We start from the raw sequence: 23371 nt of genomic DNA on the forward strand, positions 1-23371 counted from the left end.
GGAGTGCTGAACATGGACAAAAATGGAGCGAAACAGAGCGGACGGGATGCGATGAAGCGATATCTCTTACAAGTGCTGGAGGTTGTTATCTTACTGATATTCGTAGCAATCGCGGGTTTTCTTTTTGCGAAAACACTCGATTATACGATGCCATTTGTCCTTGGACTCGTATTCGCCCTGCTGTTAAATCCGATCGTCGTGTTTCTTGAACGGCGGGGCTTTAAGCGATCGCTCGCGATTCTCACCTCTATGGTAATCACTTTTGGAGTTCTTTTCGCCTTGCTCAGTTATACGATTGTGAAAATCGCGCAGGAAGTCTTCCTCTTGACGGAGGTTATTCCTTCGTTTGTGAATCGAGTAAGCGATTGGATGACTTCCCGTTCAACGCAGAGCCAATTTTTACTCGGGCAATTGCCTCCGCAGATCGTCGATTCGATCAATAAGTCTTCTCTCGAGATTCTTGATAAGATCAAGATGGCTGCGATGTCAGTCTTGACGGAGATCATGCACGTGTTTGCCGCACTCCCCGAGTGGATCGTTATCATCGTTATCGGTTTGATCGCCGCTTATTTCTTTCTTAACGGGAAGGAAAAAATCATTAAAAATCTATGTGCGATTTTGCCTCCTACGTGGGATTCTAAAATCTCCATAGTCTTACGGGATGTCAATCGTGCATTTATCGGCTTGATACGTGCGGAAGGGATTTTGCTTGCGATTACGATCGTATTTGCTGTTGTCGGCCTTCTGCTGTTGCAAGTGAATTATGCCATTACCTTAGGCGTAATCATTGGTATCGCCGGTTTTGTACCTGTTGTAGGCACCGGGTTGATCATCATCCCCTGGGCAGGGTATGAATTCTTTCTCGGGGATTTATGGATGGCGGTGAAATTGTTGACGCTGCAAGCATTGATCGTTGTCGTGCGTCACGTAATCGAGCCGAAGATCTTTGCGGAAAACGTCGGTTTGGATACATTGTCGACTTTGTTTGCGATGTATGTAGGTTTGCGGGGGTTCGGGGTCATCGGATTGTTCCTTGGACCGATCATCCTCATTGGTATCCGATCACTTTTGCGTGCCCGTATTTTTGCCGACATCGTTCCAAGTGACAAAATCATCGAATGAGAAAAAGGAGGGAAGTGGCAATGACCGTTCATGTAACGGAACGTGCAAAAAAATCGCTGGAACACTGGCTGTCTCCGGAGCAACCGGTTGTATACTTGCGCGTAATGATGATCATGGAAGGCGGTTGAAGCGCCACGATGACATATGATTTGGTTCTGGATGAACCAAGACCGGATGATGATATTTTCGATTACGGCCCCATACATGTGGTCGTAGACCGCGCTTCGCGAATCTATATGGATGACACCGTCACCATCGACTACGATGAGGAAAAAGGCGGGTATGTATTGAAAAGTCCGAGTCAAATCATCCCGGGGGTATTCAGGTTATAGAAGACGAATGGTAAAGTTCTCTTCGTTAAAAATGGGCAGAACTTTATTACTCGTATACGTGAACGTTATCATAATGACTTCCTTCTCCATGTAAAAATGGAAAAAGGAGGTCTTTATTTTGGATAAACGAAAAGGTCGTAAGGCAATAAGACAGAGACAAACGGTAGTGTATAATAGCCCAAAATACACTTTGGATCAGGCGTTTAATCTTTATACTCACGCCAAAGTGACGGAAGGTTTAAGAGAGAGCACACTCAAAGATCACAAAAGAATGTTTGATTATTTTATGCGTTGGCTAGAAAAGTCTCATCATGAAATTCAATATGTGGATGAAATAACTACAAGTCTTTTGCGAGAATATGTGTATTACATGTTGAACGATCAACAATTATACGAGGGACGAATACACAAACCAAAGGTATCGAAAGTGGGATTAGGTAATCAGACGGTTAATTTACGCATTACCAAGCTGAAAGCGTTTTTCAATTTCTTAGTGAATGAAAACATCATATCTGATAATCCTGCGGAAAAAATAAAACGGCTGCGTGTAGAAGAGGATACAATCGGAGCATTTACAGATGAGCAAATTGATTTACTGCTTGCGCAACCTGATCGTAGAAATTTTGCTCAGAATCGTGACTACGTATTAATGCGCTTTCTTCTTGAGTCTGGCTGCCGTATCAATGAGGTCTTATCTCTGAAAATATCGAACATCGATTTTCAAACACGACTTATCACATTGCCCGGATCACAAAATAAGAATCGTAGAACGAGAGTCATTCCAATATCAAAAGACATGGTTAGGTTATTGATGGAATTAATCGCAGAAAATAAGACGTATTTTCCTGATACGGAATATGTATTTTTAACAAATTACGGTGAACCTATTTCACAAAGAACGATTGGGCGAAAAATTCAAGAGTACGGTAAAAAAGCCGGTATAGCGAATCAGGTGCGTTGTTCACCGCACACTTTTCGTCATACATTCGCCAAAAACTTCCTTATGGCAGGTGGCGATATTATCGCCTTACAACGCATTCTAGGTCATAGCACAATGGATATGGCGCAAATATGTACAGCATACGCCTGATGATTTATTGGCATCGCATGATCGTTACGTCATGAACTTGAAGATGAAACATAAAAAACGCTTATAGATCATATTCACCAGATCATCTCATTATCACCGCCGTTTGGCGGTATTTTTGCTTTTCAAGCAGGATAATACCCACCTTTACAGCGAATGAATTTGTGAGGTGGGGTTCGTGAAATGTAGGTTAAAGGAGATACTTGAGGAACGTGGCATCAAACAAAAATGGCTATGTGAACGCACTGGTGTTGGAGTTTCACACATGAGTCGAATCATAGGTGGAAAGATGATTCCAACACTCGAAGTTGCTTTTAAAATAGCCGCAGCATTAGGATTGACCGTTCATGATATTTGGGAGCCTGATTAGGCTCTTTTTCATTTGTATGAATTTTTTATTGTATAGACATGCAATTATGGCAAGCACATTGGCGTATACCTTAACCATCATCACGTAACGAATCCCCTTTTCCCTTTTTCCCACACATTGTACTCGTCCACGCATGTACTTCCCACGTCACACCTGACTTTGCGATGCGGATTCTGATCCTGTTAGATTCAGCGCTGATTCGAGGCGGATTCAACAAAAGGAGATGATTGTCCATGAACCCGATTTTCTTCTTCAAACTCGAAGAAATGGCACAAAAACTCGTTCAGTATTACATCGATAAGGGGTACTCTACCGGAAAAGCTGTGCGCCTTGCTCGCGACGTGTTCGACCAAGCGATAAGCAAGTTTTTTGATCTTGGATATGCCGTCGTTCATGATGGATTTCTTCATATCCTCCAAGCAATTGGGGGTATGTTCTAATGCCTATTTGGCCAGGACTTGTTTTCATCGGTGCGCTTGAAATGCTGAAAGACGAAGCGACAGCAAATGCGTTTTTTCACGGAGTTGGCTATCTGATTCGCTTGGCTATTGGGGGATGACACATGAACATCGTCCAAATCATCGGCCTGATACTACTGAGCATGTCCACCGGTGGATGGATCGAGAACGAGCGAATGACGCGTCAAGTTCACCACCAAGAAGAGGAGGTGTACGGTGATGGGCGCGATTAAATATCCTGGCGAACCACCGAATCAAAGCATTGTGCTGAATTTGCTTGATATGACAGCGAATCACCAACGTAAAACGATTGTTGTCGTGTTGTTGATTGGTGCGTGGTTCATTTTCAAGGGTGCGGACATATTAGCTCATTGGGTGGATCGATGGTTTTGGTTCTGAGCGTGAATGAGTATAAGCGACGTGTTGATTACGTTTTGAATCTATGTCTCAAGCACCCCATAGAAGCCCGCAAATGGCGCTGTGTTGACGTGAAGAAGACGCGATACATGGTTCAACTGACGTATGAGATACCGAGTAAATACTCAGCGCACGACGTACAAAAGCAGATTGATGCACTTGTGGCGACGTGTGGCGCTGATATCGAAATCGTTGATTATGCTGGCCGGGTTGGTATACGTATCTGCATCGAAGACTTGCCGAATAAAATCGACGTAGACCACGCCCTAATCGATAAAATGAAGGGTATGGATGTGTTGTTAGGGTATGACCGGAATCGAACTCCCATCATCCATACATTCAAGCATCCGCATATGATCATCGCTGGTGAGCCTGGATTCGGAAAAACGGAATTGTTGTTCTTCATCCTTTACCAATGGATCAAGCGCCTCACACCGAATGACCTCGAAATACACGTTATCGACCTCAAAGGTACATCATTCATCCCATTCATCGGAATCCCTCATCTCCACCCCATCGCAACCGATCTCGATAAGGCATACGAAACCGTAAAACGAGTGTATGACATCATGATCGACCGACGTGATAAGGTGCTTGAACGAGGTGACAAACAGCTTTTGCGACAACTCGCACGCAAAAAGCATCTACTCGTTATCGACGAGGCAGGAGTCATAGCACCAAAATTATGGGCCGGTGACGAGAGGAAGACGTGTCAGAAGATCGATGGATACTTATCGCAATTGCTCATGGTTGGCCGTGAATTAGGGATACACGTCTTCTATTGCCTACAATACCCGCACAGCGACTATGTGAATCCGCAAATTCGCGCCTGTGCAGGTGGAAGGCTCTCGTTTCATCTTAGCAAGCCGGAGTTTTCAGAAGTCGTGATAGGCGAACCAGGGGCAGAGAAACTATCCACACCAGGACGTGCGATATACAAGACGAATAAATCGATTACGATACATGTTCCGTACATGCACGATCTCGAAAAACGTTTGGAGGCGATGAAATGTGACGCGAGAAGAACGATGCGAAACGGTGCTACATGCGTTGAAGATAATGCCGATCATGTCCACCGATCAAATCAGTCGTTTCTTTCACTTCGACCGCTACCCGTCCAAACGCGCGAGTGAGGCGCTTGTGCATTTGCAGCGTGAAAAGTTAGTAGAGGGACAGAGCCGGGCGGTCGGCCAGTACAAGGTTTGGCGCTTGACGAAAAAGGCCCGCGAACTTCTCGGCGTTAAAAGGCGTCCTGTTCCGTTTACAGTGCAACTTGATCATTGGCTTGCGCTTGCTGATGCGTACACGACATTGAAATTAGCCGGTGGATTGCGCTATTTTATTCCGGAGTTGCGCGAGAAGATACCAGGAACGGATCGGATGTATTGTGGCGACGCATACGTGCATTTTCGTGATATGCAATTTCTGCTCGAAGTGCAGCGCACGCCTAAATCAAAAGAGGACTGGCGTGAAAAATGGGAACGGTTGCTCGAATGGGATCGCAAGGGAGGAGTTAAGCAAGCGAGTTTTCAGTGTTTATATAGAGAACCGATCAATCCAAGCGTCGTTGTTGTGACGTCACAAACGTATGATGTGGTGTCAGGCGGATTGATTGTACCGATTACGATAGTGAAAGATATACGAGAGTTAATATAATACTCACATTTCTTTAACATAAATTAAGTATTTAGTTGTTACAATTAAATCTGGTATGACGGCATTGCGGGTAATCACAGCCATACGGCCCCCGCCACAATCTCCTTAACAATTCAACCGCTCACATATCATCGTGAGCGGCCTTTTTTTACATACATCTATCAGTTAATAAATCTTAACAGATAGTCAATGTAGACTATACATTCATCAACTACAATAAGTATGGCGACGACAGTTCAACAACAACTCTCTCCGCTCTTCACATCACGTCAGAGGCACGCTAAAAATGCGTGTCTCTTCTATTTAACACTTATTTACAGTCCTATTATCGTTAAAGCGCAGTCGTTATGACCGCGCATCATCAGGGGGTAGAATGAAACATGTTGCCCAGTGTGCAATGGGGTAAGGGTGATATGTGTACAGTGTACATGACAAATGCGGAATAAGTATGTAATTCGATTTACACAAAATAAACAAAACACTCAAGCGTGTGGTCATTGTATAACGGAGGTATATACCAATTGTTCTGGCGGGAACTGATTAAAGCTGCAATCACATTAAAAACCACGCCTAAAGTGACGTGGTTTGTTTTTTATTTTGCTGCAGGTACATCAAAAGTGTACGGATTGAAATTAGTTTCGAAATCATCGGTATGTGCGCTGAGAGTGAGTTTCAATGGTTTATCCGGGGAAAGTCCTTTGAATACAATTACACCACTTGCAGATACTCCAGGCAACAGATCGCTTGGAATCTCTTTGTACGTTTCTTTGGCATCAATTTCATGATCACTAATCTTTGAATCCAATTGCTGTCCATCTTGAACTGCTTTAGCTTCAACTACGAAAAAATAAGCTTTATTTTGAGTACCGTTCTTGATTGTTAAATATACTCTTTGTTCATCCTTTGCAAAATCAATTTTATTTACGGTTAAACTTAGACCGTGTTGATCCAACGTTTTATCGACTTGAAGGCTTTTGATTGTCGGTGATAGCACACTCAAAGGATCGACTTTCTTCACAGATTCAAGCTGTATTACTGGAGCAGAAATTTTTGCACCAAATGCATTAGTGCCTTCCATCACACCTTGAACTTTTCCTGTAACTTCTACAAAGTCATTTTCATTGATATCCGCGTTTTTACCGTTGACATTTACGACTACATTATGATCATCAACTTGCATTTGAAAAGCGGTCATATCACCAATATTTTTAGTACCGATAAACACTTTGCCTTGCAATGTGGCTTCAGCACCCTTAAACTGATTTGCATCCTGTAAGAATTGAGCCTTATTTGCTTCCGTAACCTTTGGAGCATTAGAAGAACTAGTTGTTGCGTTACTTCCCCCACAACCTGTCATACTCAGAACAATTGTAGTAATGATGATTCCTGTTCCTACCTTACCCCATTTTCTCATTACAACCAACTCCTTATAATATGTAGAGAAATAAAATAACAAACAGATAAGTTAGATAGTTATGGATATTATACTATATTTTTCATTCAGTTATTAAAAAATTGTCGTTGTTTCAATATCAACAACACTTTTTTAAGCCAAAAATTAACCACTCACGTTCGGTATGCGAGTGGTCATTATTTATAACTTTAAATTAGATGTGATCAAAACTTATACTCGACAACATATTTCCTACAAAGTGCACCAATTTTTTTGTATTTTGGACGTGAGTGTCAGGCACATTGCTATCCGCTGCGAGTTCATAATACACCTCAAACGTCTGGACGAAAAGTTCGGCCAATTCGGCATAGTGAAGCAATCTCGTATCGTTCCGTAATTGAGGATCGACTTGTCCAATTGGCTGGATAAGTTCGTCGTTGTAATGGATGTTCATTATCACCACTCCTTCTTATATGGCTGTAGTCGCGCGGCCTACGGTTTTCGCAATACGCTCAACAAGTCTCTTCACGTGTAAAACAGAGTTGTCATCATTGCAATCAGCGGCTAGTTCAAGGTATGTGTTATACGAGTCCACCAAAATAGATGCAAGCTCCACACATCGATCTAGTTTGTCGTCTCTGCGAAGATTAGGTTCTGCTTGTCCGATCCATTCGTCGTTCACCCGAATCATACACGCACACCCCCATAGATCGTTTAGTTTTATAAATATTAGATTTAGTTTTCTAAACATATGATACAACTTGCTAATTATGCTAGTCAAGCAAAAAGTTTATTATTGCGAACATATGTTTACTTTGTTAAACTAAATGTTTATGATATTGTATTGATGGGAATCAACAAATGAGGGGTTGATTATATGTTTTCATATGCTCCATTGGCCGCAACATTACACAAAAAAGGGATTAGCCGAACAGAATTGAAAAGGATGATAGGGGCATCTTCTGCAACTATTGCTAAGATCGCCAAGGATGAACCGGTTTCAATGAAGGTCTTAGATGATATATGTACAGCGCTGGAATGTGAGATACAAGACGTGATACAGCACGTGAAAACTAAAGAACAATAAACGAGAGGGGAAACGGTGTCACACAAGTGGCACCTTTATTTATTGGGTGAATTTGGTAATATATGGTAATTGTGATTGGACAAATCCGTACGAAATCGCCGACATTTATAACTCACAAAATGCCGGAAATCCCAGTTGTGGCGCGGTTTCTCGGGTTTTTGGTGGTGCGTGAGTGTCCAATCGACTTTTTTCCGAAATCGGAAAATACTTTTTCGCGAGAATAGGAGAAGTCTCCTTCTTTAAGAAGGAGAGTTTTGCGCAACGTAAAAGAATACTCGAACACGTTGATCGTTGATGTGACGCGGTTTTTGAGCGATTACGTGTTACGCCAGCGTAACATGATTGTGTATGTGGTGGATAGGGGTGTAAGTTCAAGTTACACCCTTTTTGTTTGGTGGATATGGAGTAATGTTTCGCACAAAAGTGTGTAAAAGCGAAACTCTGCCGCCCGCTCGAACGGTTGCGCCAGAACCTCCGCACATGAAAAAGACGTGACCACTCGATCACGCCTTCTTTATAGGGTTAGGACGTATAGGATACACGAATATTTTATCACAAATTCACGCCTGCCGTTCCTTCAACGCTCGATACAACGTTGCTTTTGTAACGCCGGTCATTTCGGTTATTTCTGATACAGTATATTGCTGCGTGTCGTACAACTTTATTGCCTTCTCGATCTTCTTTTGATCCGTTTTCGGTCGGCCACCAACACGCCCACGTGCTCGTGCTGCTTCTAATCCCGCTTTGGTACGTTCGATAATGACATTTCGTTCAAATTCAGCAAATACCGCAAGCATACCAAACAATGCTTTTCCCGCAGCTGTCGTTGTATCAATCTTGTCATTCAAGCTCACAAATTCCGCGCCTTTTTTCTGAATCTCGTCCAATGTCATGATGAGTTTTACTGTAGAACGTGCAAGTCGATCTAGTTTGTAGACGACTAATATATCACCTTCTCTAAGATTATCTAATGCACGCTCCAACTCTGGTCTATCGTCCTTTGCACCGCTCTCCTTCTCTGTATAGATGCGCTCACATCCTGCCTCTTTTAACGCATCGATTTGCATATCCAATGATTGATCGACCGTTGATACCCGCGCATATCCGATTCTCATATGTACCGTCTCCTTTACAATTGGTTCGCTTAACCATATTGTATCATAAACGTACTTTTTTGCAACATAGATTTTGAGACGGGTTTTGGAACGGATTTTAAGCGAGAGAACCGCATAATTTGATGTGTCTCAGAAACGTGTCATATACGATGGTTTTTGAAACGATAAAATGTACGTATCGTGCGTGATAAGATCATTCGTTTCGTGTGTAGTAGGGTGGACTGTTCATCATCGTCCCTGTAGCCTGCCCATTCGTCCTGTTTATGTTGATTATCCCGATGCGAATATGAGACATTACAGAAAAAATGTGTTTCGCCGTGAAACACGCGCACAAGCCTATCCAGGCGATAAATTTATGTATCACAACATCACTTCCAAATTTTTACACATCAAACTTATACATGCGCTACCGATTTTCAAATCACCAATATATCGTATATACTATTTTTATTATTATATATTTTTTGAAAAAACGATGAAACGGGAGGGATGGATAATGGTTGCAGAAGATGATGATTTTATTATCACATACGGAGAAAGTGATGAACCGTACGATGAAGAAAAATTACGACGCGCATTAGAGTTCGTGTTACAAATAATGATGGAATATTATGAAAAGAAGAAGGGCAATGAATCGGAGGGGCTGAAATGATCGTGGAAGACGGGGAGTTTATTATAGAGTTCGTAAGGAGCGAGGATCAGTCTGAAGAAAAAAAGAGACGAGCAATAGAATGTGCATTTGAAATGATAATGGAGATTTACGAAAAGTATGAAACTAAGGAAAAATCCAATAGGAGTTGAGTGAAATGGCGGCTAAACGGGGAAGAAAATCACATGATTTTAAGATAATAGAAATATCTGGAAGTGATAAATCATTCGATGAACTATGTATGGAAAACAAATGGTTATTCGAGCTTACATTGGCATATGCACGGAAATTGAAGAGTGATAAGCATAACAACGGAGATGAAGAAAAGAAAACCGACTCGTGAAGTCGGCTTTTTTTGCTTATTCAACTACTCCGTGCTTGTTGATTCTCAATCGTTTTCGCTCATCGTCATTGATTCCAGCTACATTTTTACGTGCGATATTGAAGACCTCCAAGAACTTGTCGCGTTCGGCCTTCACTTCTTCATATTCACGATGCAACTTTTCCAATTGCCTCTTCAATTCATCGCGTTCACGAGTCACTTCGTCCAATTGTTTCTGTAGCCGTTCTGCATTCGAATCGACGATCTCAACGTTGCGCAAGAAACGAATCAATTCTCGCTGAGTCATTCGGATCGGTTCATCAGGATCATCTTTTTGTTGTCTTGATACGATAGGCAAATTGCGATTAATTTTGATACGCCTACGTTCTTCTAATGTACGATTCGCTCGTGCTTGTGCTCCTTGTGCTTTTGCAATTTCGTATTGTGCCGCGTATTTTTCACTGAGGATCGTGTTCCACTTTAGTCGGCAACTGGCCACTGATCTGAGTCCATTGCTCTCCTCAGAGAACTTTTCACACGCCTCCGTTACTGTACCGCCAGAAGCGACCGTTTCAAGCACCACTTCGGCCAAACGGTCAAACTCTTCTTCCGTCCAATCTACACGAGGGCCGCCTGGATTACCTGCCATGTATTATACACTCCCGTTTAGGTTTTATATCTATTGTACCAAACTATATCACGATAATAAACACCTATCAATTATATCAAAATATATTATTGACTAAATGATATTATTGATATAGTATAAAGACAGGGACATGATACGAAAAAATTCGAAGGGAAAGGCGGTAACGTTAATGTCAAACATACGTTTTAATCAAATCGAGGAGCAGTTTAAACAACTCGAAAAGCAAATGGCTTATTACGAATATTGCCGTCAAAAAACTATAGAGGACTTAGAACGAAGAAAAAAAGCATTCAAAGATCCTGAATGTCAAAAGATATATCACCAGCTCATTGAATATTGCGGCGGTGAAAAAGTTGTACGACCAGGTATAAGGGGGCGTGCAAAACAGTTGGCCATAAATTGCTTCTTAAAAAACCACCCCCCTGATTTTGATGCTTTCTTTGAGTCTGTAAAAATAGCAAACGAAAAAATCAAAAAATACAAAAAACAAAAAGTTAAGTAAAAGGAAGGTGAAACTGTGGCTCAGGAATACGTATTTTCAAAAGGTTATGAGCAAGCAAGAGCACAATTCAGGCGTTACGTTACAACAATGCGAAAAATGGTCGTGGAACGCAAAAAACAGAATAATCCTGTGCCACTCCGCGAACGCAAGCGTATGATTGAGGCATTAATCGACGCATGGGATCAAGCGTTTATCGATTACAAGGTTAAGGTATGGCCGCCACGATATTGGCTCGATGTACTATATGAGGTGCTTGATTACAACTACGCTGGTAGTAGAAATCCTAGAAAGCTCGGTCAAAAGAACGCGTACCAAACTATACGTCAAGAAGAGCGTATGTATGAAACAATATATCCCTACAACCCACGATACATAAGTAGCCCTCTAGAATCACCTGATGACGATGAAATGAACTATGACGATGAAGACGATGAAAAATTAGTTCCTGCGTATGCGCAACGAATGGGATTGTTTAAATTCAACTATTCATCAATTGATCCTCGCTCGATAGAGAAATATTCATGTGAATCAATCGTCATCGTACTCGAACACTATGACGAACTCAATTACAGAGCTATCTGGCGCGGTGATCATGTTGCTCTGGATATCCTGATCGATATTCGGAACGCACTTCAACAACTAACCGTAAAGCAACGTCTGTGTCTGGAATTGCACTATCTGCACGATTACACGTTTGTTGATATTGCAAAGAAATTGGGAGTGAGTGACGAGGCAGTACGTAAAAACACTGATGCAGCGATAAGAAAAATGTCCAAAATATTAAATTGATACTTTATATTATATGTTAATTATGGTATAATAAAAAATTTTATTAAATATAGGTTGGTTTTAGCGCGAATAAGTGGACTAATATATAGGCGCAGGTCATCCATGCGCTACCACTCCATACCTTTCTCTTTGTCGTATGTAGCTTGTCTATATACGGAAAATAGGGTCGCGTCTCGTCAACGCGGGCTCTTATTTTTTCGGAGGTTTGTTAACACTGTCTACATCTTGAAAGGGGGTGATTCAAATGCAAATCCAGCCAGAAACCTTTCGCTTTCTCAGACAGATGCTTGGAATAAGCGTTCGTGAATTTGCGAAAGCGGTTGGATACAGTCACAGTTACGTTGCGATGATCGAAACAGGGGAACGTCGTATGAGTGAAGAAGCACGCCGTCGATTTTTGAAGTTTTACATTGACTTTATCGACGCTGCTATGGATTGGCAACATGATTATTCAACTATTTCGAATTAAAGGAGAGATGATTATGACTGATAAGGAATTTGCACAAAAACAATTGCTCAAAAAGCTCATTGAAACTGCAGACGAGTATCGGAAGCTAACACGCGAAATCGAGGAGCTGAAAAAGACAACTCACTCAAAGTCTAGCACCACAAACGAACACATGGCTGACAAGATCGTTGAGAACGTGTCGAACTGGCAACGTGACCAGCAGTTGATGACGCGCTCGTTCCAGGGATATACCTTGGCAAAAGAAGAGCCGGTCAACGAATACATCACAAAAATGACGTTCGTAAAATCCGAATTTCACTCCAACAAAGCGGCGGCGCTTGATAAACCATGGAAGATTTAGAGACGGAGGGAATGAACAATGAAAGTATATATGCATCGACCATACACCAAGCTTCCAATGGATGAAAACAGGTACTATACCCTTTATTACAACGGCAAACAAATTAAGTTCTATTGCATCAACGATAATACAGTTCAGGTCGAAGAACTTGAACACATTCAAGCGCTGCTGGATCAAGGATTTATCGTAACGCATATCGATCCATACGACACAACTGGAACTCAATACCGGCTAATCAATCTCAGATCGCTTTCATTTTCACGTGACGAAGACGCCGAAGCATTGTTGCGTGAATTAGCCGACTGGAAACTAATCGGCGTACGTCAACTTCAAGCGCTCTATTACAAGGAGGGATGATATAGATGCAAGTAGTTTTACGAAACCAAGAACTTGCAGGTATGTGCGTTGCTTGGCATGGTACTTATCCATTCGACGCGAACGGGGTGGTGACGTGCTCGCATTTGGATGACATTGTGATGCTGGTTAAAGAGAAAGGATGCAAACCAATCCAAATCGTTGATGGAGGCGATGAGAAGATGAATTATCATATGGTGGATTTCGACAAGGTATTGAAACAAGGCGATGATCATTTACTGGAAGAGCTGAAAAGGCTGCACAATGAACACTGGAAGCCGTTTATCGCGAAAGATAAGGTTGTATTGTTCTTTAAACAAGGCTGATCCTTCGCGATCAGCTTTTCTCTACTACATACGACGGGAGGGAGAAGGATGGAGGCAAACAAAAAACACTCTATGCCAGAAGAGTGTTTAGATGATGCGAACTATTCATTTAAAAATATTATAATACAAATCGAGCCGATTGTAAAGGCGTTTCACCTATCAGACGTAGGAAATGCTGAGCGTTTAGCATACTATCATGGCGATAAATTGCGATACTGTCATAGCACTGGCAAATGGCTGTACTGGACAGGCAAACGGTGGCAAATAGATAGTGGGGGAACAGAAGTGTATCGTCTGGCCAAAGAAACGGTGCGGAATATCTACCGTGAAGCTGCATTGACTGACGATACTGATACACGTCAAAAGATCTCTAAACATGCGATTCAATCAGAGAAAGCATCATCAATTCGAGAAATGATTGCGTTGGCGCAAAATGAAGGAGATATACCAATCCACGCCTATGAATTAGACGCGGATCAATGGCTATTGAACGTAGAGAACGGAACAATCGACTTGCGCACAGGCAAATTAAGACCGCATTCACGCAAGGACTTGATCACCAAACTCGTTCATACGGAGTACGATCCAAACGCACAATGTCCGACATGGGAAGCGTTTTTGTGGCGCATCATGAACGGGAACCAGGAATTGATACGTTTCCTACAGAAAGCGGTCGGTTATGCGCTCACCGGTGACGTATCTGAACAGGTTATGTTTTTCCTATACGGATACACCGGCAAAAACGGCAAATCCACGTTCCTGAACACGATACGCGAATTGTTGGACGACTACTCAATCACCATGCAGCCAGACTCGTTCATGGTCAAGCAATCGGATCGCATCTCAAACGATATCGCACGTCTCAAAGGGGTACGTTTCGTATCCACTATCGAGGGTGAAGAGGGAAAACGTTTGGCCGAATCACTCATCAAGCAATTAACCGGCGGCGATACCATTTCAGCGCGATTCCTGCACCGTGAATACTTCGATTTCAAACCTACGCACAAGATATTTTTCGCAACCAATCACAAACCGTCGATTCGTGGAACGGACGATGCAATCTGGCGTCGTATTCGCTTGATACCGTTCGATGTAATAATTCCAGAGCACGAACGCGATCCTAAACTACCGGAAAAATTACGCGCTGAATGGTCAGGTATATTGCGTTGGGCCGTGGAAGGGTGCTTGCTGTGGCAACGCGAGGGGTTAGGTGTTCCTGGCGCAGTGGTCGAAGCAACGCAAGAATATCGCGAAGAAATGGACGTTATCGGCGCGTTTTTGGCTGATAAATGCGTCATCGGATCGGGTTATAAAACGCATTCGTCCGAACTGTACGAGGAATACAAAACGTGGTGCGCTGATAATGGCGAATACCAAATGACGCAATCAATGTTTGGACGAAAGTTGAAAGAACGGGGATTCGAGAACGTTAAATCTAATGGATATAAAGTTTGGAAAGATATCGGCTTAGCACGAAATATACCCGTCCCCTTTGCGCGTATATCGTAGGGACAGTTTCAGGGACACAGGGATGGTTTGATCGCATTTTTCCCTTTTTCTCTATAAATTTTTTATTTGTATATGAAAAACGGAAATTTTAATCCAAACTGTCCCTATCGTCCCTAAACCATCCCCTATTCACACGTCGCTCAATATTGGGCGGCTTATTTATTTTCGTGCGTGGATTGGAGGTGATTTAATGCGCAACGAAATCTGGCGATTGAATAGTGATTATCTCGCAGCCTACACAGAAGATCCCGATGTATGGCGTAAAATCAAACGATCATACGGATTCAAAGTGATGGCTGAATACTACCGCAACGGAAAACTGTTCGCGATGCAATATGTCGTACCGAACGAGAAGAAACGTTCCATTCGTCATCTTCTCGGCGTGAATGTGACGTGCGATAAAACGGCTGTGTAGTTTAGGTAAGGTAATTATATTACCCCCGTTTGAAAAATCGCTCTACGGGGCTGATTTCGCGAAAATCGTACCAAATATGCACTATTTTATCGACGTGGAGAGATGCTTGTGCGTATTGCGCTTGCGGTGAAGCTGAGTACCGTCAATGACGCTCACGTTGCATTGATTCGCCTGGTGGAATTGGGGAGCGGTTGGGTGATATCCGAAATGTGTCGCACATTCAGATGTCCGATAAGTTTCGCATATCGACGTGCTATTGAATCGGGAATGGCCGAGGCGAGATTGTTGGGTGTTGAGCGCTTGCTAGTGGACGTGACGACAGACGAGCATCCTGAACTCGAAACGCTCGGCGTTGAACGTCTCGCTTGAAAGGGGGTGATGTACAACGGTCATTCGCTATCAGATGCATTGGTTCGATGGCCACTGGAACGCTGATGTCGCGTTGGTTGATTCCAACGAAACAATTGACACGTTCACGCTGCATCATCTGGCAGACAAATTGAATCCGGCGATTGAAACCGCGCAGATGCACGCATCGCTGAAGGCGTGGCAAATGGGTTATCGCAGTTGTCGTCATGATGTGGATGTGCGTGGATTTGAAGTTTGTTATTTGATTCGTGATTTTTGGGAGGCTGAATTGGATGATCAGACAAACTATTATTCCGCAACATGGACAGGATGGTGATATAGATGGCAGCAAGCGCATACTCACTTGAAATAATGATTCGGGCCGTGGATCAGTTTACGGCGCCCATACGAGCAATGCAATCACAAATCTCAACTTTTCAACGATCTATATCCGAAACGACAAAACAAGTTGAGCAACTTAGCAAACGGTTTTCCCAAATTGGAAAAGTTCCTTTTGGCGGTGGGGGGCTAACATCTGAAACAACGAAACAGGTCGATCAGTTAAGTAAGCGTCTAACCGATATTAACAGATTGGCTGCCGGCAGCGGTCTACTATTTGGCGGTTCAATGTTAGCTAATGCGATGGCCGAGAATGTTAAACAGGCAGGTGACTTCCTAACCACTCTCACAATGATTCAAGACACGGTTGGTGCTACAGCCGACCAAATAAAACAAATCCAAAATGTGATTCAGCAAACAAGTGGGAAGACAATATTTAGTGTTCAAGACACGGCTGAAATCGCCAAGAGGCTCAGTAGTTCAGGTCTGGATGCGCAACAAATTACGCAAACATTGCCTATTTTTACGCAATACGCAGAGGTACAAAAGTTGGGTAAAGGTACGTCACCAGACGAAGCCGTTACACAGGCCATATCGAGTGCGCACATGGTAGGTGCTTATACACCAAAGGAACTCTTGAGTTTCCTAGATAAGTATAATAAAGCCACGTTCATGACTCCTGGTTCATCATCGGAATTTGCCGACACGTTCAAGTACTTGGCTCCATCGATGCAAGCATTGCATGCGTCTACAGATGACACTTTGTTATTAGCGGCGTTATCGAATCGACTCGGTATATTGGGTTCGATGGCAGGCACGAACGCGAGCGACATGATATTGAGAAGTATTAGTGGCCTGTTCGGTGGTCGTGGAAAAACGCCAAGCGCACAAATGCGCGGATTACATGCATTAGGACTCGATAACACAATCTTCGATAAAAGCGGAAACTTCTTAGGCGTTGCGAATTTGGTTGCGCAATTGCAGAGGGCCAGTCAAGGTCGCAGTCCGACTGAATTAGCAAAATATTACAAGGATATATTCGGCATGCAAGGTTTAAGGATCGCGCAATTACTCTCGTCTGAACGTGGTCAGGATGCGCTACAGTCGATTGTCAAACAAATGCAAAATATGAAGTCGATTTCTCAGATGCAAGAAGACACCAATAAATCACCGCTTGGACAGATACAACAGCTACAGACGAACCTACAAAATCTAAAATTGAATGTGTTCATCCAAATGGCGCAATTGTTGAATCCGATATTGCAATACTTGAATCAAATCGTAAGCAAAATTCAAGTGTTTGCGGATCAACATCCGAAGATTATGAAATATGTAGCGGCATTTGTCGCAATCACGGGCGGTCTATTGGCTTTATCCGCTGCTGTTGCCGGTGTGATAGTTTTATTCGGAACGCTTGGAGTTGGTGGATTAGCTGCAGTTGGCGTTATTACTGCTTTTGCCGTTGTCGCGACACTCATAATCAAATATTGGGGGCCGATCAAGTCGTTTTTCGTCAACTTATGGAACGGCGTAAAATCCACGACTCAATCAGCGTGGCAAGCGATTTGGGGCGCGATTGGGCCTGCGGTAATGTCTATCTGGCGCACAATCTTCAGCGCTTGCACACAGATAATAGCATTCTGGCGTACAATTTGGCCGATGTTAAAACAAATCATAATGTTTGTATGGCCAGCAATTAAGGATTACATTGCGTTCCAATTATTATCAGGACAATTGGAGCCGTTATATGGGCAACGCTGAAAGCGGTATGGCCGATTATTGTTGCTGACGTTAAATTTGCATGGACGATGATCAAAAATGTAACACAGCTTACATGGGATATTGTATCAGGCATCATCGTGGTCGGACTTGATTTATTGACCGGTCATTGGTCAAAAGCATGGACAGACATAAAATCATATGTCGGCAAAATTTGGCTGGATATCAAAACTGTGGTGTCTGATGGCTGGAACGGCATCGTCCAACTCGCATCAACTTGGTATTCTACCGCACTAAGTTGGGGCAAGAACGTGGTGCAAGGTATCATCGATGGTATTGTTTCGCTGGCAAGTAATCTGGCTAGTACTGTAGCAGATTTGGCGGATAGATATATCGTGCAACCATTCAAACATGCGGCTGGTATTAATTCGCCAAGTCGTGTGATGGCTGAACAAGGTAGATATCTACTTCTGGGCTTACATCAAGGTATGACGGATCAGTATCATCTCAATTTGATTGAACGCGCATCCAACCAGCTTGTTAATGCTGCCGTACCCGATACATTTGATCGGTACGGGTATGGTGGTTACGGTGGTGGTGACGTTCATTTTCACGGCGACATCATAATCCAAGGAGCCAATAAAGACGCTAAGCAACTGGCCGATGAGCTAATGCGCGAACTCGGTGTGCGCACACGCACCAACAACATGTCGCGACCAATTGGGCCGAACAGGTTGGTGTTCAATTAAAGGAGGTGTCACGTGCGCAGTTAATAATTGAATTGCTGCGCACGATCACTCCCGATCATTATTTTTTTAAAAAGAAGGTGAATACTTTGCAAAATGTTGATTTATCAAAATACAGAGTCATCAAGATTGGTAAATGTACATTTCTCTCCCCAAAAGATGCACCTCCGATCACAGACTTTTTAGAGGAAGAGTTTAAACGTATACACTATAAGAAGTACAAAGAAGAAATTGAGATAAAAATTAAAGCGAAAAAATTATATCCAGATATTTTTGGAAGAAGCAGTATCGATTAATTTAACGACATTCTTTATGCAATAAAAAAGCGATAGTTAGTTAAAACTACCGCAAGAGTGTGGGTATATTGTTGTTGCACACTTTGATTTTATCACATTATCGCTTTATATTGATATAACGTTTGTGCGTATTTTGTGAATTTTTGTCGAATTATAGGTGAAGTACTTAATAAGACTATATTTGTTCGCGGAAAATAAGATGCTTTATCAATTGTTTAACTATCTATTTCCTTTAGTTTTAAACTCAATAGTATATAACTATATTAATAAAATCTTCTGATTCACCATACAAACGCCAATTAACTCGTAAATCACTGTTTCTAGTTCGAACAGAAAACTCACCATCTTTAGGTGAGTAAATTGTTCTTATACTTGACACTCCTTCTCCATTGGGGCAATCCAGAAATGGAAGTAATTTAAGTCTATCTCTGTTCGGTGGTGGATTTTGTCCACTCCTTTGGCCAAGATGTAACAATTCATTCCACCCTAGTAAAGGTGACCAAGCAGCAATAAAGGCTCTTTTACCTTTATTACCGCTGGCAAATTCATTACACAGCCAATCGAAGTCGTCTTGAAATGCCTCACTCCAGACCTTTTTCTGTTTTCCAGTACCACCATACCAATATCTCCAGTATTTAACCTCAATTCTAAAATCCTTGTAATCAATCATTATGTCTTGACCTTTTGCTTTTAGACTATTCGATGAATAACGAACCATTTGTCTAAATGGGCCGCCTAGTCTATAGACAATATCCGCCTCGCAAAGATTGTTAATTGCATAATTCGTTTTTTCTCTAATATCCATATTGCTGACTAACAAATTAAATTCATCAATAATAATCCTACAATTTGAATCAAAATAATCCAAAATCAATATTATCACCCAATCTCTTTATTTTTTACTTGAATTAATATTACATACTTTTAACTGGTTAGGCAATCGATTCCTATTAGCGATTCACGTATCGCAACAAATGATTGTTTCAACTTTAACTAGTTTGCTCCACTCACGCAAAGAGTCGCTGATGATATGTGTAGGCACTGAATAAGGGCGTTCAAGACGAGCGCCCCGTTTTAATTTATTTCGATTTATACACGCATTGATATTGGAGTGTAACAAGTCGAGTGAATTTTAGAACAATTGGATTTCAATTTTTATAACGGTATAATAGTGGTTGAATGGAGAACGTTCGGAGTCATTGATAACTTTACTATGCGAGTAATGATTGAAAATCGCGAAAAGCCTTAAGTAGTGCGGAATATTCGTTCGCATACTGCCCATTTTTAACAAGTTATATCTGGATGAACCAAGACCGGATGATGATATTTTCGATTACGGTCCCATACATGTGGTCGTAGACCGCGCTTCGCGAATCTATATGGATGACACCGTCACCATCGACTACGATGAGGAAAAAGGCGGGTATGTATTGAAAAGTCCGGGACAGATTATCCCGGGGGTATTCTTTTTGTAATTTCCCGTCAGAACTTTATGCCTACTTGGAAACACTCATGTTTTCAGTTTAGGACAGCAAAGTAAAAAACCTTTTGACAATTGATTTAATCCACGTTATTATATATATCAGGGTTAACAAATCGGAATATATATATTAAACCGACCGGACAACTGGAGGTCTTTACTTACGCAATAGTGAAGCAAAAAATTCGACGGTATTAATGATCGTCGAAGTTTGCCAACTCATAGTTGCGAGTAAAGATCTCTTTTTTATTTTGTAAATTATGATTTTGAATGTAAATATTCAATACAAGTGAAGGGGGAATGAATACATTGTTTAGGAAAAAGGTGTTTCTGATTCTTGAACAAATTACTGCCAGAGGAGTTTCCGTTATTACTGTAGTTTTTCTTTTATTTCTATGGACATTGATTACCAATTTGAAATGGATTGACCCACTTTTCTTGCCTACTCCCCAATCAGTCTGGGCTGCATTTTTAGAACTTTTACATGAAGGATATAAAGGTTCTCCCTTAGGTACGCATATCATAACCAGTCTTTATCGGTTATTTCTGTCATTATTTTATGCTTGTGTCACTGCCATCCCGCTTGGAATTCTTTGTGGGTATTCAAAATATATACGTGCAATTTTTGATCCCATTATTGAATTTTATAGACCTCTTCCTCCATTGGCATATTACGCATTACTTGTTTTGTGGTTTGGGATCGATGATAAATCAAAAGTTGCCCTTTTATTTCTTAGTGCTTTTCCACCACTTTTTATTGCAACTGTATATAGTGTGCAGAGAACTCCGCTTGACCGAATCCATGCAGCCTTATCATTAGGAGCATCAAAGTGGAAGGTTTTGAGCCATGTCATATTTCCCGGATGTCTTCCGGATATAATCACGGGGCTTCGTACTGCGATTGGAGTAACCTATTCAACGTTGGTTGCTGCTGAAATGGTGGCTGCAACTTCAGGTATAGGGTGGATGGTGTTAGACGCTAGTAAATTTCTACGAAGCGATATTATTTTTGTGGGAATCATTTTAATGGGATTCATAGCAATGCTTATGGATGGCCTCATCAGATGGATCCAACGTTATAAGTTTCCATGGGTTGGGATCCAGGATTGACTTTAATCAATGGGGGTAAGTCAAATGCATACTTGGAGAAAGTTCAGATTATTTTTCATTACTTTACTTGCTTTTATTTTTACTTTTACTACAGCATGTTCGAATCAGAAAACGACATCTGACAGTAGCGCACGCTCTTCTTCAACGGATGCTATCCCGAAAGAAATTCGCATAGGTTATCAAGTATCACCAAGTGGGGAGCTTTTGGCTAAGGCACTAGGTCTCTTGGAAAAGAAATACCCGAATGTAAAAGTGAATTGGATTAAATTTGATTCAGGACGAGATGTAAATACCGCTATGGCGAGCGGCAGCATTGATTTTGGCAATGTCGGAACCCCTCCTGCCGCGATAGGAATCGCTAAAGGATTACCTTATCAGGTCTATTATGTACATGACATCATAGGTGAAAGCGAGGCATTAGTTGTTAAAAATAGTTCGGGAATTAAATCATTAGCAGATCTTAAGGGGAAGAAGATAGCAACAACGTTTAGCTCAACATCGCATTATAGTTTATTAGGCGCCCTAAAAACTGTAGGGATTGACCCCGACAAAGGGGATATAAAACTTCTTGATATGCAAGCACCAGATATCTTTGCTGCCTGGAAAAGAAATGATATCGACGGAGCATATATCTGGCAACCAACACAAGAGAAACTCGTAAATGATGGGGGACATGTCATAACCTCTTCTAAAGAATTGGCAGAAAAAGGGGTGGTTACAGCAGATTTAGGAATTGTTCATAAAGATTTTGTTAAAAAATATCCGGAATTCGTAAAGGAATATATTTCCGTTTTAAATGAAGCTGTTCATTATTATTACAATAACCCTGAACAGTCCGCTCAACTACTCTCCAAGGAGTTAGAGCTCTCTCCGGAGGATAGCTTAAAAACAATGAAACAAATCATATGGTTAGATGAATCGCAGCAGAAAAAATATTTATTACAGTCGGATAATAATGACGAATTGGGAAAAATTTTAAAGGATACAGGCGATTTTATGGTAAAACAAAAGGCAATACCATCAGCCCCGGATTTAGCTGTGTATCAAAATGCTTTACTGAGTAATGTCTATCATTGATCAGTAAAAATAGGTGGTGGTATTCATGTTGTCATCTGTAACTTCGCATACTGCGTCTGCAATCAGTTGCCCGGTTATTGAAGTGAGAAATCTAAATTTATATTACAAGAGTAAAAATAAACAAGTACATGCTTTAGATTCAATCAATCTCCAATTAAATCAGAATGATTTTTTATGCGTGTTGGGATCGTCAGGATGTGGCAAATCATCACTCTTACATGTACTGGCTGGGTTTCGCAAACCTACTACCGGTGAGGTGCTCATTGATGGAAAGAAGCATTTGAGACCGAATTCCGAAGTGGGAGTGGTATTTCAACATCACAACCTTTTTCCGTGGCTTTCAATCGAACAAAATGTTGCGTTCGGATTGAAAATGAAAGCCATTCCAAGAGTGGAACGAAAGAAGCTTGTTTCATACTATCTTAAATTGGTTGGTTTGGAATCATCATCAAAGATGTGGCCACATCAGCTTTCTGAAGGTATGAAACAAAGAGCATCCATTGCTCGAACACTTGCTACTGATCCCAAGGTAATTTTAATGGATGAGCCTTTTAGTGCTCTTGATGCATTAACACGAAGATCGATGCAGAACCATCTGCGTGAGATCTGGAAAAAAACAAGAAAATCTGTTTTTTTTATAACTCATGATGTCGAAGAAGCGTTGTTATTAGGAACACGAATTGTAGTCATGCATCCCAATCCCGGGAAAATAGTGCTCGATATATCAAATCCACTAACACAACAGGATAAATCTGTTCATGAAATGGAAAAGTCAAAGGAATTTAATCATTTACGGGATTATTTACTTTCCGTAATTAGTAAAGGAAGTAATGAAACAGTGGCCTTCACGAAATTTGACTCATAAAAGTATTCAAACTTGAAAGGAGAATGCCAG

The 23371-nt window shown here is 41.6% G+C and carries 36 protein-coding genes; 30 read left to right on the forward strand and 6 right to left on the reverse strand.

Annotated elements, in window-relative coordinates; translation table 11 throughout:
* Positions 1-12: 12 nt before the first annotated feature.
* The 9 genes from ytvI (at position 13) to DNHGIG_RS12390 (ending at position 5442) form a co-directional block, all read left to right on the forward strand.
* Positions 13-1122 carry a sporulation integral membrane protein YtvI gene (gene ytvI / locus DNHGIG_RS12350; RefSeq protein WP_282199865.1) on the forward strand — a complete coding sequence of 370 codons (1110 nt, stop codon included), beginning with the start codon at positions 13-15 and terminating at the stop codon, positions 1120-1122.
* Between the two features lie 137 nt (positions 1123-1259).
* Positions 1260-1454, forward strand: coding sequence for an iron-sulfur cluster biosynthesis family protein (locus DNHGIG_RS12355; RefSeq protein WP_282199866.1), 195 nt, complete (start codon positions 1260-1262; stop codon positions 1452-1454).
* 118 nt (positions 1455-1572) lie between these two features.
* The gene (locus DNHGIG_RS12360; protein ID WP_282199867.1) at positions 1573-2544 is read left to right on the forward strand and encodes a tyrosine-type recombinase/integrase; all 972 of its coding nucleotides are present in this window, start codon (positions 1573-1575) and stop codon (positions 2542-2544) included.
* A 175-nt stretch (positions 2545-2719) separates the two neighbouring features.
* Positions 2720-2911: a helix-turn-helix transcriptional regulator gene (locus DNHGIG_RS12365; RefSeq protein ID WP_282199868.1), complete on the forward strand. Its 192-nt coding sequence runs from the start codon at positions 2720-2722 to the stop codon at positions 2909-2911.
* A gap of 233 nt (positions 2912-3144) precedes the next feature.
* A complete protein-coding gene (locus tag DNHGIG_RS12370) occupies positions 3145-3351 on the forward strand; it encodes a hypothetical protein (protein WP_282199869.1) in 207 nt (68 codons plus the stop codon).
* Positions 3352-3473: 122 nt separating this feature from the next.
* Positions 3474-3602: a hypothetical protein gene (locus DNHGIG_RS12375; protein WP_282199870.1), complete on the forward strand. Its 129-nt coding sequence runs from the start codon at positions 3474-3476 to the stop codon at positions 3600-3602.
* Complete coding sequence (locus DNHGIG_RS12380; protein WP_282199871.1) at positions 3589-3768, forward strand: hypothetical protein; 180 nt, start codon at positions 3589-3591, stop codon at positions 3766-3768. Before DNHGIG_RS12375 ends, DNHGIG_RS12380 begins: the two co-directional genes overlap by 14 nt.
* 107 nt (positions 3769-3875) lie before the next feature.
* Positions 3876-4919, forward strand: a complete 1044-nt coding sequence (locus DNHGIG_RS12385; RefSeq protein ID WP_282199872.1) for an FtsK/SpoIIIE domain-containing protein — start codon at positions 3876-3878, stop codon at positions 4917-4919.
* Positions 4855-5442 carry a replication-relaxation family protein gene (locus DNHGIG_RS12390; RefSeq protein ID WP_282199873.1) on the forward strand — a complete coding sequence of 196 codons (588 nt, stop codon included), beginning with the start codon at positions 4855-4857 and terminating at the stop codon, positions 5440-5442. Before DNHGIG_RS12385 ends, DNHGIG_RS12390 begins: the two co-directional genes overlap by 65 nt.
* Positions 5443-6034: 592 nt before the next feature.
* Here the strand turns inward: DNHGIG_RS12390 and DNHGIG_RS12395 are convergent.
* The 3 genes from DNHGIG_RS12395 to DNHGIG_RS12405 all read right to left on the reverse strand — a co-directional run bounded on the left by DNHGIG_RS12395 (position 6035) and on the right by DNHGIG_RS12405 (position 7526).
* Positions 6035-6856 carry a hypothetical protein gene (locus tag DNHGIG_RS12395; protein ID WP_282199874.1) on the reverse strand — a complete coding sequence of 274 codons (822 nt, stop codon included), beginning with the start codon at positions 6854-6856 and terminating at the stop codon, positions 6035-6037.
* A gap of 193 nt (positions 6857-7049) precedes the next feature.
* Positions 7050-7289, reverse strand: coding sequence for a hypothetical protein (locus tag DNHGIG_RS12400; protein ID WP_282199875.1), 240 nt, complete (start codon positions 7287-7289; stop codon positions 7050-7052).
* Positions 7290-7304: 15 nt separating this feature from the next.
* The gene (locus DNHGIG_RS12405) at positions 7305-7526 is read right to left on the reverse strand and encodes a hypothetical protein (protein WP_282199876.1); all 222 of its coding nucleotides are present in this window, start codon (positions 7524-7526) and stop codon (positions 7305-7307) included.
* A 186-nt stretch (positions 7527-7712) separates the two neighbouring features.
* On the opposite strand from DNHGIG_RS12405, the gene DNHGIG_RS12410 reads away from it, so the two are divergent.
* Complete coding sequence (locus tag DNHGIG_RS12410) at positions 7713-7922, forward strand: helix-turn-helix domain-containing protein (protein WP_282199877.1); 210 nt, start codon at positions 7713-7715, stop codon at positions 7920-7922.
* A 560-nt stretch (positions 7923-8482) separates the two neighbouring features.
* On the opposite strand, the gene DNHGIG_RS12415 is transcribed toward DNHGIG_RS12410, so the two are convergent.
* Positions 8483-9037 carry a recombinase family protein gene (locus tag DNHGIG_RS12415; RefSeq protein WP_282199878.1) on the reverse strand — a complete coding sequence of 185 codons (555 nt, stop codon included), beginning with the start codon at positions 9035-9037 and terminating at the stop codon, positions 8483-8485.
* A 496-nt stretch (positions 9038-9533) separates the two neighbouring features.
* On the opposite strand from DNHGIG_RS12415, the gene DNHGIG_RS12420 reads away from it, so the two are divergent.
* The 3 genes from DNHGIG_RS12420 to DNHGIG_RS12430 are packed head-to-tail and all read left to right on the forward strand — an operon-like array spanning position 9534 to position 10029.
* The gene (locus DNHGIG_RS12420; protein ID WP_282199879.1) at positions 9534-9689 is read left to right on the forward strand and encodes a hypothetical protein; all 156 of its coding nucleotides are present in this window, start codon (positions 9534-9536) and stop codon (positions 9687-9689) included.
* Complete coding sequence (locus tag DNHGIG_RS12425; protein ID WP_282199880.1) at positions 9686-9838, forward strand: hypothetical protein; 153 nt, start codon at positions 9686-9688, stop codon at positions 9836-9838. The genes DNHGIG_RS12420 and DNHGIG_RS12425 overlap by 4 nt, the downstream gene beginning before the upstream one ends.
* Positions 9839-9843: 5 nt before the next feature.
* Positions 9844-10029 (forward strand): hypothetical protein, encoded by a 186-nt coding sequence (locus tag DNHGIG_RS12430; RefSeq protein WP_282199881.1) that lies wholly within the window; start codon positions 9844-9846, stop codon positions 10027-10029.
* A gap of 16 nt (positions 10030-10045) precedes the next feature.
* On the opposite strand, the gene DNHGIG_RS12435 is transcribed toward DNHGIG_RS12430, so the two are convergent.
* A complete protein-coding gene (locus tag DNHGIG_RS12435; protein ID WP_282199882.1) occupies positions 10046-10657 on the reverse strand; it encodes a hypothetical protein in 612 nt (203 codons plus the stop codon).
* Between the two features lie 169 nt (positions 10658-10826).
* On the opposite strand from DNHGIG_RS12435, the gene DNHGIG_RS12440 reads away from it, so the two are divergent.
* The 13 genes from DNHGIG_RS12440 (at position 10827) to DNHGIG_RS12500 (ending at position 18809) form a co-directional block, all read left to right on the forward strand.
* Positions 10827-11159 (forward strand): hypothetical protein, encoded by a 333-nt coding sequence (locus DNHGIG_RS12440; protein ID WP_282199883.1) that lies wholly within the window; start codon positions 10827-10829, stop codon positions 11157-11159.
* Positions 11160-11174: 15 nt separating this feature from the next.
* A complete protein-coding gene (locus DNHGIG_RS12445; protein WP_282199884.1) occupies positions 11175-11948 on the forward strand; it encodes a sigma-70 family RNA polymerase sigma factor in 774 nt (257 codons plus the stop codon).
* A gap of 244 nt (positions 11949-12192) precedes the next feature.
* Positions 12193-12417 carry a helix-turn-helix domain-containing protein gene (locus tag DNHGIG_RS12450; RefSeq protein WP_282197791.1) on the forward strand — a complete coding sequence of 75 codons (225 nt, stop codon included), beginning with the start codon at positions 12193-12195 and terminating at the stop codon, positions 12415-12417.
* 13 nt (positions 12418-12430) lie between these two features.
* Positions 12431-12757, forward strand: a complete 327-nt coding sequence (locus tag DNHGIG_RS12455; RefSeq protein ID WP_282197790.1) for a hypothetical protein — start codon at positions 12431-12433, stop codon at positions 12755-12757.
* 18 nt (positions 12758-12775) lie between these two features.
* Entirely contained in the window at positions 12776-13114 is a 339-nt protein-coding gene (locus tag DNHGIG_RS12460) for a hypothetical protein (RefSeq protein WP_282199885.1), read from the forward strand.
* 5 nt (positions 13115-13119) lie between these two features.
* Positions 13120-13437, forward strand: coding sequence for a hypothetical protein (locus DNHGIG_RS12465; RefSeq protein WP_282199886.1), 318 nt, complete (start codon positions 13120-13122; stop codon positions 13435-13437).
* Between the two features lie 48 nt (positions 13438-13485).
* Positions 13486-14946, forward strand: coding sequence for a DNA primase family protein (locus DNHGIG_RS12470; RefSeq protein WP_282199887.1), 1461 nt, complete (start codon positions 13486-13488; stop codon positions 14944-14946).
* Between the two features lie 190 nt (positions 14947-15136).
* Positions 15137-15361: a hypothetical protein gene (locus DNHGIG_RS12475; protein ID WP_282199888.1), complete on the forward strand. Its 225-nt coding sequence runs from the start codon at positions 15137-15139 to the stop codon at positions 15359-15361.
* 108 nt (positions 15362-15469) lie between these two features.
* Positions 15470-15730, forward strand: coding sequence for a hypothetical protein (locus DNHGIG_RS12480; protein ID WP_282199889.1), 261 nt, complete (start codon positions 15470-15472; stop codon positions 15728-15730).
* Positions 15731-15764: 34 nt separating this feature from the next.
* Entirely contained in the window at positions 15765-16046 is a 282-nt protein-coding gene (locus DNHGIG_RS12485; RefSeq protein WP_282199890.1) for a hypothetical protein, read from the forward strand.
* 5 nt (positions 16047-16051) lie between these two features.
* Complete coding sequence (locus DNHGIG_RS12490) at positions 16052-17809, forward strand: phage tail tape measure protein (protein ID WP_282199891.1); 1758 nt, start codon at positions 16052-16054, stop codon at positions 17807-17809.
* Positions 17810-17856: 47 nt separating this feature from the next.
* On the forward strand, positions 17857-18516 hold the full coding sequence (locus DNHGIG_RS12495) for a phage tail protein (RefSeq protein ID WP_282199892.1): 660 nt from the start codon (positions 17857-17859) through the stop codon (positions 18514-18516).
* A gap of 86 nt (positions 18517-18602) precedes the next feature.
* Positions 18603-18809, forward strand: a complete 207-nt coding sequence (locus tag DNHGIG_RS12500; protein WP_282199893.1) for a hypothetical protein — start codon at positions 18603-18605, stop codon at positions 18807-18809.
* Positions 18810-19053: 244 nt separating this feature from the next.
* Here the strand turns inward: DNHGIG_RS12500 and DNHGIG_RS12505 are convergent, their stop codons facing one another.
* Positions 19054-19677 (reverse strand): hypothetical protein, encoded by a 624-nt coding sequence (locus DNHGIG_RS12505; RefSeq protein ID WP_282199894.1) that lies wholly within the window; start codon positions 19675-19677, stop codon positions 19054-19056.
* 430 nt (positions 19678-20107) lie between these two features.
* Here DNHGIG_RS12505 and DNHGIG_RS21055 point away from each other — a divergent pair, with 430 nt between their 5' ends.
* The 4 genes from DNHGIG_RS21055 (at position 20108) to DNHGIG_RS12520 (ending at position 23341) form a co-directional block, all read left to right on the forward strand.
* On the forward strand, positions 20108-20284 hold the full coding sequence (locus DNHGIG_RS21055) for an iron-sulfur cluster biosynthesis family protein (protein WP_369414757.1): 177 nt from the start codon (positions 20108-20110) through the stop codon (positions 20282-20284).
* 305 nt (positions 20285-20589) lie between these two features.
* Positions 20590-21399, forward strand: coding sequence for an ABC transporter permease (locus DNHGIG_RS12510; protein WP_282199895.1), 810 nt, complete (start codon positions 20590-20592; stop codon positions 21397-21399).
* Positions 21400-21423: 24 nt separating this feature from the next.
* The gene (locus DNHGIG_RS12515; RefSeq protein WP_282199896.1) at positions 21424-22476 is read left to right on the forward strand and encodes a taurine ABC transporter substrate-binding protein; all 1053 of its coding nucleotides are present in this window, start codon (positions 21424-21426) and stop codon (positions 22474-22476) included.
* A gap of 25 nt (positions 22477-22501) precedes the next feature.
* Complete coding sequence (locus DNHGIG_RS12520) at positions 22502-23341, forward strand: ABC transporter ATP-binding protein (RefSeq protein ID WP_282199897.1); 840 nt, start codon at positions 22502-22504, stop codon at positions 23339-23341.
* Positions 23342-23371 lie beyond the last annotated feature (30 nt).

This window comes from Collibacillus ludicampi, from assembly GCF_023705585.1.
GTDB lineage: Bacteria > Bacillota > Bacilli > Tumebacillales > BOQE01 > Collibacillus > Collibacillus ludicampi.